General features: G+C 53.8%; 15 protein-coding genes. 5 read left to right on the top strand and 10 right to left on the bottom strand.

Translation table 11 applies throughout. The features are described 5' to 3' along the window. Window positions 1-2 precede the first annotated feature (2 nt). The 5 genes from HX448_RS01230 to HX448_RS01210 all read left to right on the top strand — a co-directional run bounded on the left by HX448_RS01230 (window position 3) and on the right by HX448_RS01210 (window position 7674). Window positions 3-1073, top strand: a complete 1071-nt coding sequence (locus HX448_RS01230; protein ID WP_102331294.1) for a bifunctional phosphoglucose/phosphomannose isomerase — start codon at window positions 3-5, stop codon at window positions 1071-1073. Between the two features lie 38 nt (window positions 1074-1111). Continuing rightward, a complete protein-coding gene (locus HX448_RS01225) occupies window positions 1112-3532 on the top strand; it encodes a cation-translocating P-type ATPase (RefSeq protein WP_102331293.1) in 2421 nt (806 codons plus the stop codon). Window positions 3533-4186: 654 nt separating this feature from the next. Then, window positions 4187-5674: a reductive dehalogenase gene (locus HX448_RS01220; protein ID WP_102331292.1), complete on the top strand. Its 1488-nt coding sequence runs from the start codon at window positions 4187-4189 to the stop codon at window positions 5672-5674. 30 nt (window positions 5675-5704) lie between these two features. After that, window positions 5705-7249 (top strand): reductive dehalogenase, encoded by a 1545-nt coding sequence (locus HX448_RS01215; RefSeq protein ID WP_190259886.1) that lies wholly within the window; start codon window positions 5705-5707, stop codon window positions 7247-7249. 278 nt (window positions 7250-7527) lie between these two features. Next, the gene (locus tag HX448_RS01210; RefSeq protein ID WP_190259885.1) at window positions 7528-7674 is read left to right on the top strand and encodes a hypothetical protein; all 147 of its coding nucleotides are present in this window, start codon (window positions 7528-7530) and stop codon (window positions 7672-7674) included. A gap of 166 nt (window positions 7675-7840) precedes the next feature. Here the strand turns inward: HX448_RS01210 and rpsI are convergent, their stop codons facing one another. The 10 genes from rpsI to infA are packed head-to-tail and all read right to left on the bottom strand — an operon-like array spanning window position 7841 to window position 12681. Next, window positions 7841-8239 carry a 30S ribosomal protein S9 gene (gene rpsI, locus HX448_RS01205; RefSeq protein WP_102331290.1) on the bottom strand — a complete coding sequence of 133 codons (399 nt, stop codon included), beginning with the start codon at window positions 8237-8239 and terminating at the stop codon, window positions 7841-7843. 15 nt (window positions 8240-8254) lie between these two features. After that, a complete protein-coding gene (rplM, locus tag HX448_RS01200; RefSeq protein ID WP_102331289.1) occupies window positions 8255-8683 on the bottom strand; it encodes a 50S ribosomal protein L13 in 429 nt (142 codons plus the stop codon). Next, window positions 8670-9440, bottom strand: coding sequence for a tRNA pseudouridine(38-40) synthase TruA (gene truA, locus HX448_RS01195; RefSeq protein WP_162485916.1), 771 nt, complete (start codon window positions 9438-9440; stop codon window positions 8670-8672). The genes rplM and truA overlap by 14 nt, the downstream gene beginning before the upstream one ends. A 21-nt stretch (window positions 9441-9461) precedes the next feature. After that, window positions 9462-9815 carry a 50S ribosomal protein L17 gene (gene rplQ / locus HX448_RS01190; RefSeq protein WP_102331287.1) on the bottom strand — a complete coding sequence of 118 codons (354 nt, stop codon included), beginning with the start codon at window positions 9813-9815 and terminating at the stop codon, window positions 9462-9464. An 11-nt stretch (window positions 9816-9826) separates the two neighbouring features. Further along, window positions 9827-10849, bottom strand: coding sequence for a DNA-directed RNA polymerase subunit alpha (locus HX448_RS01185; RefSeq protein ID WP_102331286.1), 1023 nt, complete (start codon window positions 10847-10849; stop codon window positions 9827-9829). A gap of 28 nt (window positions 10850-10877) precedes the next feature. After that, window positions 10878-11501 carry a 30S ribosomal protein S4 gene (rpsD, locus tag HX448_RS01180; RefSeq protein WP_102331285.1) on the bottom strand — a complete coding sequence of 208 codons (624 nt, stop codon included), beginning with the start codon at window positions 11499-11501 and terminating at the stop codon, window positions 10878-10880. A gap of 9 nt (window positions 11502-11510) precedes the next feature. Next, window positions 11511-11903 (bottom strand): 30S ribosomal protein S11, encoded by a 393-nt coding sequence (rpsK, locus tag HX448_RS01175; protein WP_102331284.1) that lies wholly within the window; start codon window positions 11901-11903, stop codon window positions 11511-11513. A gap of 25 nt (window positions 11904-11928) precedes the next feature. After that, window positions 11929-12318: a 30S ribosomal protein S13 gene (gene rpsM / locus HX448_RS01170; protein ID WP_102331283.1), complete on the bottom strand. Its 390-nt coding sequence runs from the start codon at window positions 12316-12318 to the stop codon at window positions 11929-11931. A 9-nt stretch (window positions 12319-12327) separates the two neighbouring features. Continuing rightward, window positions 12328-12441, bottom strand: coding sequence for a 50S ribosomal protein L36 (gene rpmJ, locus HX448_RS01165; protein ID WP_076003379.1), 114 nt, complete (start codon window positions 12439-12441; stop codon window positions 12328-12330). Window positions 12442-12459: 18 nt separating this feature from the next. Then, window positions 12460-12681, bottom strand: coding sequence for a translation initiation factor IF-1 (infA, locus tag HX448_RS01160; protein ID WP_058438053.1), 222 nt, complete (start codon window positions 12679-12681; stop codon window positions 12460-12462). Window positions 12682-12691: the final 10 nt, after the last annotated feature.

The following is a 12691-nucleotide window of genomic DNA, read 5'->3' as shown; positions in this document are numbered from 1 at the left end:
CTATGAACGAAGTAATGCTCGATGATGAAGCCACTTACGCTAAGTACGACCCCTCCGGCATGGGCAAACGCATCCGTGAACTGCCCACCATAATCCTTGACGCCTGGCAGGCGGCTATCAACTTCGAGCTGCCGGACGACTACAAAGGCGTAAACAAAGTCCTCATCCTTGGCATGGGCGGATCGGCCATCGGCGGCGACATCGTGCGACGCCTGCTGCTATACGAGGCCAAGGCGCCGATCACCGTCCTCCGGGAATATAATTTACCCGGCTGGGTTGATGAGCGTACGCTAGTTATCGCCTCCAGCTACTCCGGCGGCACCGAGGAAACCCTTTCGGCCTTCAACCAGGCGCTGGCTACACCAGCCAAGAAACTGGTGATCACGACCGGTGGTAAGTTGTTGGACATCGCCCGGGAAAATGGCGTGCCGGCCTTCGTGTTCAAGTATGACGCCCAGCCCCGCGCCGCCATCGCCTGGGGCGTTTTCCCGCTGCTCAATTTCATCACCCGATTGGGACTGGCGCCCGATAAAACGGCCGAGGTCGCCGAGGCCGCCCTGGTCACCGAACAGTTCGCCCGCAAGATCGAGCCCTCTAAAGCCTTGCCGGTTAACCAGGCCAAGGAAATGGCATACACATTCTATGGCCGGATCCCCGTCATTTACGGTTCGGATCTTGCCGTAGAGGTCGCCTACCGCTGGCAAACCCAGTTGAATGAGAACGCCAAGCAGTGGGCGTTCGCCCAGGCAATGCCGGAACTCAATCACAATGCCGTCGTTGGGTACCAGTTTCCGGCCGACCTTGTCCCCAAAATGCAGGTGGTCATGCTGCGCTCCAATCACCTCTACGAGCGCAACATCAAGCGCTACCAGGTAACCGCCGAACTTCTAGCCCGCGCCGGCGCCCGGGTGACCTTCACCGAGGGGCGCGGCATCGCCCCGTTGGCCCAGATGATGACCCTGATTCTCATGGGAGACTATACAAGCTACTACCTGGCGATGCTAAACGAGGTCGATCCCACGCCGGTCGAGGTGATCACCTATCTGAAGGGACGGCTGGCAGAGAGCGCGTAATAAACTCCAAAAAGTATCGGGAGAAGCTATCAAAATAGATGACGGGCATTCGCCAATACAATGGCTTGTCTACTGCTGAAGCCCAGGCACGAATCAGCGAGTATGGGTTAAACCAATTCTCGAAACCTGCCCGTATCAGCTTCCTTGAGATCGCCAGGGAGGAAATTACCGAACCGCTAATTCTCCTACTCCTCGCTGTCGGATTTTTTTATTCCATCTGGGGCAAACTGGAAGACGCCCTGACTATCTTCGCCATCATCCTCATCCTTGTATTGGTTGAGATCTGGAACGAATACCGGGCCAAGAAAGCGATTTCAGCTCTATCGACAGTTGCGGCACCCACCTCAAAGGTGGTCAGGGACGGAGCGGTGGTTGAAGTCGCAACGGAGCTACTGGTTCCCGGTGATCTCCAGGTATTGAGTTCGGGTACCCGAATCGGCGGAGACGGAAAGGTTGTGGCGTCGTACGGGATCCAGATTGACGAGTCATCGCTTACCGGGGAATCGGTACCGATCGAGATAAATCCAGGAGATGAAGCTTGTGCCGGCACCATGGTGATCTACGGCGAAGGCCAGCTCCAGATCCAGTCGACCGGCAGAAACACCAGACTGGGCAAAATTTCGGCGTTTGCTCAGAAAATCAAAGAACCGAAAACCCCTCTTCAGCTTGCCATGAAGACGCTGGCCAAGAATCTGGTCTGGATCGCTCTTTTTTTCAGCCTCATAATCCCCATATTAGGCCTGCTCAGAGGGCAAGATTTGCAGCAGATGATTCTCACCGGCCTGGCGTTGTCATTTGCAACAATTCCAGAGGAAGGTCCCATCATCGTCACCCTCATTCTTGGCCTCGGTGCATATCAGTTATCAAAGAAAAATTTCCTGGTCAAAAGAACGCGTGCCGCCGAGGTGCTCGGGAGTGCCACGATAATCCTGACAGACAAAACCGGCACAATAACCAAGAGCCGGATGCAGGTCGTCGCCGTATTCCCCCAATCCGCAGAACAGCAGATCATCGCCACCGCCTTCCGTGCCCTGACGGTGATGTCCTTATCCCCCACCGACAAAGCGATCCTGGAAAAGGCCAAGGAATTGAACTCCGCCAACCCACCCGGTGAACTGGTCAGGCAGCGGCCATTCGGCGACGGCCGGAAGACGAAATCGGTGATTCGACGGTCCAACGGTCAATATGAACTGATAGTTCTGGGAGCGCCGGAGGAAGTACTCGATACCAGCCGTCAAAGCCCGCAAGAAGCCAGGGCAGTCCTGGCGGGAGAAGCAGGGCGAGGCAGGCGGATCATCGGCCTGGCGAGCAAAACCATATCCGGTTCGGATCTTGATCTCTCCTGGCCTGAACTCGAACGCGACCTGGATTTCCTGGGCCTGATTTCGCTCGAAGATCCGCCCCGGCCCGGGGTTAAAGACACCATCGAACGAGCCGCCAAGGCAGGCATACGCACGATCATGGTCACCGGCGATCACCCGGAAACGGCGGCGTTCATCGCCAAAAAAGTCGGTATCGAATCCGGACGGATTATGACCGGGACTGATCTGGGGACCATCGACGATCCGGAATTACGTCAGGCGGTTAAAAATGTTTCAGTTTTTGCCCGGACTACTCCGGAAGACAAGTACCGCTTGGTAAATGCACTTCAGGCAAACGATGAAATCGTGGCCGTGACCGGTGATGGCATCAACGACACCCTGGCCCTTAAGGCGGCGAATATCGGTATCGCCATGGGGATCCGGGGCACCGATGCCGCCAAAGAGGCAGCAGACGCCGTCCTGGCCGATGACAACTATGTGACGATCACGACCGGTATTTTCGAAGGTCGGAAGTTTTTCGACAACCTGAGAAAAGGCTTCAGATATTATCTTTCAGCTAAAACCGCGCTGGTACTGGTTTTTCTCCTGCCCGTTTTGGTAAATATTCCGTTCCCGTTTGCCCCGATACAGATTATTGTGCTCGAACTATTCATGGACCTTGCGGCGTCATCGGCTTTTGTCGCTGAACCTGGCGAACCGACCATTTACACCAGGCCGCCGCGAGACCCAAAAAAGAAACTGTTCGACAGGCAATTAGTATGGCAGATCGCCGTGTCCGGACTGAGCCTCTTTGCGGCGGTAATGGCGTCTTATTTGTTGGCGCTCAGGATGGATTTACCAGTTGCCGAAACCAGGACATTCGCTTTTTCAGCCTGGATCATGGGTCACATTTTCTTAGCCTTTGTTTCGAGATCCGATGACGTGCCTCTCACCAGGATAGGCTTTCTGACTAACCGCATTATGGTAATCTGGGGAGTGGCGGCAATCGCATTCCTGCTGCTGGCGATCGCAGTTCCCGCGGTAAATTCCCAGTTGAAGCTGGGGCACATTTCTCTGGGCAATCTGGCAATCGTAACCTTGATTTCGTTTGTGGCGATATTTTGGAGAGAAATCATCAAGTATCGGCGTAGAAACTAACTCGAAACTATACTGCCAAAAGTCTGGTGGAGGGCGCTCAATCGAAGATTGAGAACCGATTATAGATCTTTTTGGGAGTGAATGCCCATATGGTCGGTTATATACCGGGCAAACATCCCAATTAACACCTGATGATATTCCTATCGTGCGAAAGATTTGCATATCCCAGACCACTTGATTCCATCGTCAAAAACCATAACCTTCACTACTACCAAGTTTTTCTCCAAAAAGATTAATTTTTATTTATCTTTGAGCGCATCTCAGACATTAACAAAAATAAATCAGCATAAAGTACAATATAGGACTAGTACTTATAGACGATGTACAAAAAGACAATAAGTAATATAAATGTCAGAGATAGATATAAGTTAATAACCTATTCATTATAAAAGCTACCGCCAATCGGGCGGAAGGGAGCTGCCTACCAGAGTACAAGGCACCAAACCCGTGCAAGAGGTTTGATGCCTTTTTGTGTTTTCAATGGCAAAAAATAATACCGGCGGCTAGTGCAAGTAGCCGCCAGAAAGGAAGAACGTAAAGACTGCCGGATGAGGGTCAGAGTTTAGCGGCCTTCCACGTTCCCATTATCTAGTATTTGCATTTGTTGAGTCAAAATCGAAATCTAGGAGGTTTATAGTGTCAAAGTTTCATAGCATGGTGAGTCGAAGAGATTTCATGAAAGGTCTTGGATTGTTGGGTGCCGGCTTGGGTGCCGCGGCTAGTGCCGCCCCTGCGTTCCATGACTTGGACGAGGTTCTGTCAGCACCATCAGCGAACCTGAAGCGTCCTTGGTATGTTAAAGAAAGAGACTTCTACAATCCGACACTGGAAATAGATTGGGATATGCAAAAACGGTACGATGCAAGATTAACGGGCCAAACTGGCTATGTCCAAGCCCAGTATTACGGTAAGGCGAGAACTGTTGCAGCAACATCCGTTGGTAATGAGGCTGTTAAACAGCATATCGCGGCGAATGACTTGGGTTATGGGTTGAAAACCTTGGCGATTGGTCAAAGCTTGACCAAACCAGACGTCGTTCGGACATGGACCGGTCCTGTGCAAGCTCAAACAAACTTATTTATGCCTTCGAAAGCCAAAACACCGGCCGAACGAGGTGTCCCAAAATGGACTGGTACTCCTGAAGAAGCCAACAAAATGTTAAATGTAGCTATGCGGATGTTTGGTGGGGCACTTTTTGCTTATGGTGACCTTGACGACCGAATGCGTAATAAAGTGGTGCACCTTTATCAGCGCGGAGATGCCAACAACAATAAGTTTATAGATAGTTGGCCACCACCTGCCGCGGATTCTCCACCTTTTGTGTATGAGGACGTACCTGAAGGATATGACAGCGGTGGTACGAATCGCAAACTAGTAATCCCCTCAAAGCCAATGTATTGGATTTGTTTTTCATTGCCTGGTGCAAGGCACCAGTATCAAAATGCGCCTTCAATGAACTCGCAGGGAAGATGGTCGCACGACGCATTACGATGCATTTTCTATCCCTCACTGTACAATTTCCTTCGCTCTCTTGGTTATCAAATGCTAGGATTTGTAATGAGTGATGGAGTCGACCCACTCCCGCATGGAGCGACTACGATATTGGGTGGCATTGGGGAGAGAAGCCGCCAGGATGTTTTAAGTTTCAGCCCTGAATATGGTTTGGCTCATTCTATGTGGAGTGTTCTAACCGATTTGCCGGTTGCACCTACAAAACCAATCGACGCAGGCATGTGGCGTTTTTGCAAGACTTGCACCAAATGCGCGGATGTTTGTCCCGTCTCAGCGATTTCAAAGGAAAAAGAGACCTCATGGGAGTTGCCTCTCATAGAAGGTAAACCAAATCTCCTACACAATCCAGGTACTAAATCTCTTTGGACTAATGGGGCAAGTTGTAGGATTTACATTAATGAAGCCGGCCACGGCTGCAAGCAGTGTATCGGTAATTGCACTTTCACTGTCGGGACAGGTGCCATGGCTCATGAAGTAGTGAAGGGTACAATAGCTAATATCAGTGTTTTTAATAGTTTCTTTTTCTCATTAGCGAACAGCTTCGACTATGGGATAAGAAATCCGGAAGATTTCTGGGATATGGATTTACCCGTTCTGGGTTACGACATGAAAGTTGGGTCCCCAGTATGAATGAAAAATACAATAAGAAAGGTGTATCAAATGTCTAAGTTTCATAGCATGGTGAGTCGCAGAGATTTCATGAAGTTCATGGGTTATACCGGCATGGGAGTAGGAGCGGCTGTCGCGGCGTCAGGACCAGTCTTTCACGACCTTGACGAGCTGTTGTCAGCTGATACTGGAAATATTCAGAAACGACCTTGGTATGTGAAAGAACGAGATTTCTATAATCCAACTGTTGAAGTCGATTGGGATGTGCTTAAGCGTCCTAACCCGTTCCACACTGGGCAAAACAAGGCTACATGCGTGATGTATATGGGGCAAGAACGTGCAGACAATCAAAACAAACTTGGCTACCAATATGTTAACCAACAGATACAATCTGGTGCTCCCGGGTATTCTTATCTTAATCGAGCTCTGAGAAAGGTAAACGTAACATACGGGTGGCCTGCGTATATGGGGAAAAGCTGGGCGGGTAATTCGGTGAACATCAACTGGAAGGGTGACACCGACATGGAGAGCACCAATCGTCAAAAAGAAACCACTATATACTACGACACTCCGGAGGAAAGGGGTGAGCCTAAATGGACCGGGACACCGGAAGAGGCCACTAAGGTGATGGCAGCTTTCATGCGGTATCGCGGCTCAGCGATCAATGGCTTCGGTATTCTTGACCAACGTATGCGCACTCAGGTTGTGTCCAAATCCCAAAAACACTCTGACAAACGTGTGATTGTTTTTGAGGATGTCGAGAAAGCTTATGAAGTATCTGGGGGTAAGTACGTAATCCCTAATAAGGAATTATACTACTTTGTCAATTGGGAGCTCATGGCTAGGGAGCTCTTCCGCTGTACTCCTGCGTTCGGCGGATTAGCTAACGCAAGTGATATGGTCGGTGATATAGTCAAAGCAAGTACGTGGGATTTTCTCCGGTATTTGGGCTACCAAATGATTGGTGCCGGCTCTGACAACACAGTTCCATTTGTCGAGGGTGCTGTCGCCAACCTGACCGGTGTCTGTGAGAATAGCCGGAATCAACTCTATTGTCTGAATCCTGAATATGGTGCGATTGGAAGGTTACACAGTTACATCACCGACTTGCCGATGGCACCAACCAAGCCGGTCGATGCAGGAATGTGGCGTTTCTGCCATTCATGCCACAAGTGCGCAAATACTTGCCCTTCAGGTTCTATCTCGCAGGAAAAACAACCTTCTTGGGAAATTACTCCGATAAAGGGAAAGGAGAGCCTGATTCATAATCCCGGTACCAAAGAATTTTGGTCTGACGGTGTGGGTTGCAGACTCTTCCGAAATGAAAATGGAGGCGTTGGTGGGAATGAAATTGCGGGTTGCCAGGTTTGTTGGGGGGAATGCACGTTTACTGTCGACAATGCGGCTATGGTTCATAATCTGATTAAAGGTACCGTTGCTAACGTCAGTATATTCAACGGATTTTTCTTCAAAATGGGAGAGACATTTGGGTATGGCTCTTCGGATGAAAAGAGCGACGAATGGTGGGATTTGTCTTTGCCAGTAATGGGAATAGACACAACAACGGTTGCATATGATAAGGGTTATAGAAAATAGGGAGCCGGACGGGCAAAGTACATAGTCGCCAGAGCCGACTCTTTTGAGTCGGCTCTGGTATTCCTACTGGCGACAGACATAGACTAGAAATGAATTATCAGGTTGAACGCCAAACAGCAATAACCTTAAATTGGTAATCCTACGCACGATAGGAAAGACATCCCGATGAATGTGTATCGGTGATAATCTTATTCTTAAATCGAATACCCATTGAAAACCCCTCCAGCCTGGAGTAATCTAACACCCGAATAATGTTATAAAACCGGAGGTCAGTTTCTATGGAAAGCAGATGTGCAGAGTGCTCCATGCGTAAAAAGGCTGAAGCTAACCCCAAAGCTTTTATGAGCCGGATCTGGAAATGGCACACCGGGTGGTGCCCCGGTTGGAAAGCCTACCAGAAATCCCTGAAAGAACAGTCAAGCTGATCTAAAGAAATACGATACGAGGTTTCACCCAATTCAGTCTTTGTAGTGGGGGGATTGCCTTATCGGCAGTATTTGACATTGGCTTATTGGTATTATTCGGTCTCCCAAACAAAAGAACCCGCTCTCCTTTTGGAAAGCGGGTTCTTCAATTCCAATAATCCGGTGGTTAACGCTTGGTGTACTGAGGCGCCTTGCGAGCCCGTTTGAGGCCAGCCTTTTTGCGCTCTTTAGTCCTGGGATCGCGGGTCAGCAGGCCGTTCTGGCGCAGCACCGCTTTGTTCTTCTCATCGACGGAGATGAGAGCGCGGGACACGCCCATGGCGATGGCGTCGCTCTGGCCGGAGATCCCGCCGCCGGAACACTTGATCATCACGCTGAATTTGCCTGAGGTCTCGGTGACCTCAAACGGCTTCATCACCGCGCGGACATATTCCGGCCGGTGGAAAATCTCTTCGAACGGCTTGCCGTCAACGACAATGGCGCCCTTGCCCGGCGTCAGCCTGACCTGGGCGACTGCAGACTTGCGGCGGCCGGTACCCTGGAAATAGTTCTTTTTCGTATCCATCTCTTATCCCCTCTATTAGGCTTCGGACTTCGCCGGAGCCTGGCTCAGGTGCGGGTGCTCCGCGCCGGCGTAGACGCGCAGTTTCTTGAACATCGCCGAACCAAGGCGGTTGCGCGGCAGCATGCCGCGGATGGCATGCTCCAGCGGGAAGGTCGGCTTCTTCTCCAGGGCTTCGTTCAGGCTTTCCTTGCGGAACCCGCCCGGGTAGCCGGAGTGGCGATAGTAAAATTTATCGGTGCCCTTCTTGCCGGTGGCGGTTATCTTGCCGGCGTTGATGATGATGACGCCGTCGCCTGTGTCCAGATGCCGGCTGAAGGTCGGCTTGTGCTTGCCTTGCAGCCAGACCGCCGCCTGGGCCGCCACCTGCCCCAGGACCTTGCCCTCGGCATCAATGACGTGCCACTCGCGGGTGATATCCCCCGCCTTGACGCTAAATGTTTTCATTGTAATCTCCCAAGTCTCTCAGGTAGTTTATCTTCACCAGGCACAGCCCTTTGCCCGGCGCTGCCGGACCGGCCGATCCCGGTTTTTTAACTTCCAATAATGCCCCGAACTCTTCGGGACTCATCCTGCCCTGCCCCACTTTTATCAGGGCGCCCACGGTGTTCCTGATCTGGTGGGTCAGGAACGAGCTGGCCACCATCCGGAAGGACAATTCCAGCCCCTCGCGGTTAACTCCCGCTTCATAGACGGTGCGCACCGTGCTCTTGCCAGATGCTCCCGCGCTGCCGAAGGCTGCCAGGTCGTGGGTGCCGGCGAGCGTTTTGGCTGCCGCGTCCATCGCCTGTTCGTCCAGCGGTACTGCCACCCGGAAGCGAAAGCGCTCGTTCAAAGGCGATGGCACCGGGCTGTTCCAGATGCGGTAGACGTACTCCCGGCTGACCGCCTCCCGACGAACATCCAGCGAGTCCGGTATCCGGTAGACCGCCTTCACCGCGATGTCATCGGGAAGGAAGCGGTTCAACCCGCCCATGACCCGCTCCGGCGGCAGCTTCAACGCGCCGCGGAAACAGGCCACCTGGCCTTGGGCTGAAACCCCGGTGTCGGTGCGGCTGGCAAGCAGCACCCGGAGCTTTTCCCCGGTCAGCTTTTCGATAGCCGCCTCCAGTTCCGACTGGACCGTGGCGCCCCGGCTCTGGTACTGCGACCCCACCAGCCTGGTGCCGTCATATTCAATTATTAAAGCTACTTTGGTTGCCAACGTACCGATCAAGGGTAAATCTTACTTGACGAGCTCCACCACTGCTTCGGGAGCCTGGTCGCCGAGCCTCGGCCCGATCTTGATGACCCGGGTGTAGCCGCCGGCTCGTTCGGCGTAGCGCTTGGCCAGGTCGCCGAACAGTTTTTCGACGATCTTCTCGTCATAGATATAAGCCATGGCCTGGCGGCGGGCGTTCAGATCGCCGCGCTTGCCCAGGGTGACCATCTTCTCGGCGACGCGCCGGATCTCCTTGGCCCTGGGCTCGGTGGTCGTGATCTTCTCATAACCCAAAAGGTCGGTTACCAGACCGCGGAACAGCGCTTCGCGCTGGCCTTTATCGCGGTCGAACCGCTTGACAAGATTTCCGTGTCTCATTCTATTTCACCTTACTCCGCAGCCGCCTGTGAGCGTTTGCGCTTGGGTTTCTTTTCTTCTTCTTCCTCGGCCAAGATCGGCGCTTCTTCCGGCGGGCAGCCATCGCCCGGGTTCAGCGACAGGCCGAAGACCTGCAGCCGCTCTTCCAGTTCGTTCAGGCTCTTCAGGCCGAAGTTCCGGAGACCCATAAGTTCGTCGATGCCCCGGGTCATGACCTCGCCGACGGTGGTGATGCCGGCATGGCGCAAGCAGTTCAAAGACCGCACCGACAGGTCGAGCTGCTCGATGGGCATGTTGAACTTCTCTTCGGGAATAGCCAGTTTCTCGACCCGCTTCTCGTGGACGATCACCGGCGCTCCGCCGACCGAGGTGAACGGCTGGAACTGCTTCAGCAGTATCGCCGCCGACTCGGACAGAGCCTGGGACGGCGAGATAGTGCCGTCAGTCCAGACGTGGAGGTGCAGGCGCTCGTAGCCCGTCTCCTGCCCCATGTGGACCGGCTCGGTAGTGTAGTTAACCTTCTCCACCGGGCTGAAGATGGCGTCCTGGGGAATGGTGCCGATGGTCGGGTTTTCTTTGGAATCGGCCAGAATGTAACCCCGGCCCAGTTCGACGTCCATTTCCATATACAGGTGGGCGTCCTTATCGTCCAGAGTCAACAGGTACAGGTCGGGATTGGCGACTTCGAAATCGTTCGAGGGTTCGATGTCGGCGGCGGTGATCCGCTTCTTGCCTTTGACATCGAGGATGAGCCGGCCCGGCCTATTGGCCAGGGATTTCAATCGAAGCCCTTTAAGATTCAGCAGGAAATCCATGGTGTCTTCTTTGGCTTTGGGCAGCGGCGAAAACTCGTGCTGCACGCCTTCGATGCGCACCTGGGTGACCGCGGCTCCCGGCAGAGATGACAACAGTATCCGCCTCAGGGCATTGCCCAGGGTGGTGCCGAAGCCTTTATCGAGTGGCTCGGCGACAAAATGGGCGTAGTCGCCGCTGGCCTCTTTTGTTTCAATTATGGGCTGGGCAATATCTGACACAGCCTACCTCCTTTAGACAGACCAAAAACTAACGAGAGTAGTACTCAACTGCTGCCCGCGCGTCCAGCTTCTGGTCCAGGTCGGCGGTGGTGGGCAGCGAGACTACCTTGCAGGTAAGATTTTTGCGGTCCAGGGTCAACCACTGGGGTACCGCCTTGGACTCGATGATCTCTAGGACACGCTTGTAATACCCGGTCTTTAAACTCTGCTCCTTGAAAGCGATGGTTTCCGATTCCTTGACCAGGTATGACGGGATATCGATATTCTTGCCGCCGACCATAATATGACCGTGGCGCACCAGTTGCCGTGCCTGGGCGCGGGAATCGGCCAGTCCCAGGCGGTAGACGACGTTATCCAACCGTCGTTCCAGGAGCAGCATCAGGGTGTCGCCGGTAACGCCGGGCTGACGCTCGGCTTCGGCGAAGAAGCGCCGGAACTCGCGCTCCAGCATACCGAAAGAATAACGGATCTTTTGCTTCTCGCGGAGCTGCGTGCCGCGGTCGGACATGCGGCGCGGCCGGTTGGGCTGCGGTCCGGGCGGCTTGGGGCGCTTGTCAAAGGTACAGTGCGAAAAGCACTTGTTACCCTTGAGCATGAGTTTCTCGCCGCTGCGGCGGCACTGTCGGCAGACTGCCAAATAATATCTAGCCATAGTCCTCTCTTACACCCTCCTTCTCTTGGGAGGGCGGCAACCGTTGTGGGGAATCGGCGTCACGTCGCGGATACCGGTGACGATCAGGCCGGCGGCCTGCAGCGAGCGTATGGCCGCTTCGCGCCCCGAGCCCGGACCTTTCACAAAGACCTCGATCTGGCGCAGGCCGCTTTCCATGGCCTTCTTGGCGCAGTTCGTAGCAGCCATCTGGGCGGCGTAAGGGGTGCCCTTGCGGGAGCCCTTGAAGCCGGCGTTGCCGGAACTGGTGGTGGCCAGGACGTTGCCCTGCGGATCGGCCAGGGTGACGATCGTATTGTTGAACGTCGCCTGGATGTAGGCCTTGCCTACCGGTATATTACGCTTCTCTTTTTTCTTGACGCCAACCCTTTTCTTGGTTGCCATTTTGCCTCCTAATCAGTGTGGTAGGTTACTTCTTAGCCGCGCCGCGCTTCTGGCCGCGACCGGCGACGGTCTTTCTGGGACCGCGGCGGGTGCGCGCGTTAGTGCGAGTGCGTTGCCCGTGTACCGGCAAGCTGCGGCGATGGCGCATGCCGCGGTAGGAGCCGATGTCAATCAGCCGCTTGACATTCAGGTTGATCTCCTTGCGCAGATCGCCCTCGACCCGGAACTCCTTGTCGACGACCTCGCGGAGACGGTTGAGTTCCTCTTCGGTAAGGGCGTTCACCTTGGTCGTCGGCTCGATATCGAGCCGCGCCAGGATTTTCGCCGACAGGGCCGGACCGATGCCGTAAAGGTACGGCAGGGAATACAGCACCTGCTTGTTCTCTGGAATATCTACACCGGCGATACGTGCCATATTTTCTCCTTAACCCTGGCGCTGCTTGTGCTTGACGTTGGTGCAGATGTTCCTGACCACGCCGTTGCGCCGCACGATTTTACATTTTTCGCATCTTGTCTTGACCGATGCCCTGACTTTCACTTCTAACTCCTTGTCCCGTTACGACTTGAACCGGTAGGTGACCCGACCCCGGGTCAGGTCATAGGGCGAAAGCTCGACTAAAACCCTGTCGCCCGGCAGTATTCTGATGTAATGGACCCGCATCTTGCCCGAGATATGGGCCAGCACCTCGTGCCCGTTGGCCAGTTCCACCCTGAAACTGGCGTTGGGCAGCGCCTCCAGCACCGTACCCTCGACCTCGATAGCGTCTTTCTTAGGCATAATTCCGCCG

Origin of the sequence: Dehalogenimonas etheniformans (assembly GCF_014672715.2) — a bacterium.
GTDB classification, from domain to species: domain Bacteria; phylum Chloroflexota; class Dehalococcoidia; order Dehalococcoidales; family Dehalococcoidaceae; genus Dehalogenimonas; species Dehalogenimonas etheniformans.
Note: the sequence above shows the minus strand (reverse complement) of the source record. Positions and strands in the feature narration are given on the sequence as shown.

Bases quoted from the DNA above. Each gene is read 5' to 3' on its own strand.
- HX448_RS01225 (WP_102331293.1), top strand. From the start codon at position 1,112: ATGACGGGCATTCGCCAATACAATGGCTTGTCTACTGCTGAAGCCCAG.
- HX448_RS01220 (WP_102331292.1), top strand. From the start codon at position 4,187: ATGGTGAGTCGAAGAGATTTCATGAAAGGTCTTGGATTGTTGGGTGCC.
- rplM (WP_102331289.1), bottom strand. From the start codon at position 8,683: ATGAAAACATTTAGCGTCAAGGCGGGGGATATCACCCGCGAGTGGCAC.
- rpsK (WP_102331284.1), bottom strand. From the start codon at position 11,903: ATGGCAACCAAGAAAAGGGTTGGCGTCAAGAAAAAAGAGAAGCGTAAT.
- rpsM (WP_102331283.1), bottom strand. From the start codon at position 12,318: ATGGCACGTATCGCCGGTGTAGATATTCCAGAGAACAAGCAGGTGCTG.
- infA (WP_058438053.1), bottom strand. From the start codon at position 12,681: ATGCCTAAGAAAGACGCTATCGAGGTCGAGGGTACGGTGCTGGAGGCG.
- rpsD (WP_102331285.1), bottom strand. From the start codon at position 11,501: ATGGCTAGATATTATTTGGCAGTCTGCCGACAGTGCCGCCGCAGCGGC.
- HX448_RS01215 (WP_190259886.1), top strand. From the start codon at position 5,705: ATGTCTAAGTTTCATAGCATGGTGAGTCGCAGAGATTTCATGAAGTTC.
- rpsI (WP_102331290.1), bottom strand. From the start codon at position 8,239: ATGGATACGAAAAAGAACTATTTCCAGGGTACCGGCCGCCGCAAGTCT.
- HX448_RS01210 (WP_190259885.1), top strand. From the start codon at position 7,528: ATGGAAAGCAGATGTGCAGAGTGCTCCATGCGTAAAAAGGCTGAAGCT.
- HX448_RS01230 (WP_102331294.1), top strand. From the start codon at position 3: ATGAACGAAGTAATGCTCGATGATGAAGCCACTTACGCTAAGTACGAC.
- rplQ (WP_102331287.1), bottom strand. From the start codon at position 9,815: ATGAGACACGGAAATCTTGTCAAGCGGTTCGACCGCGATAAAGGCCAG.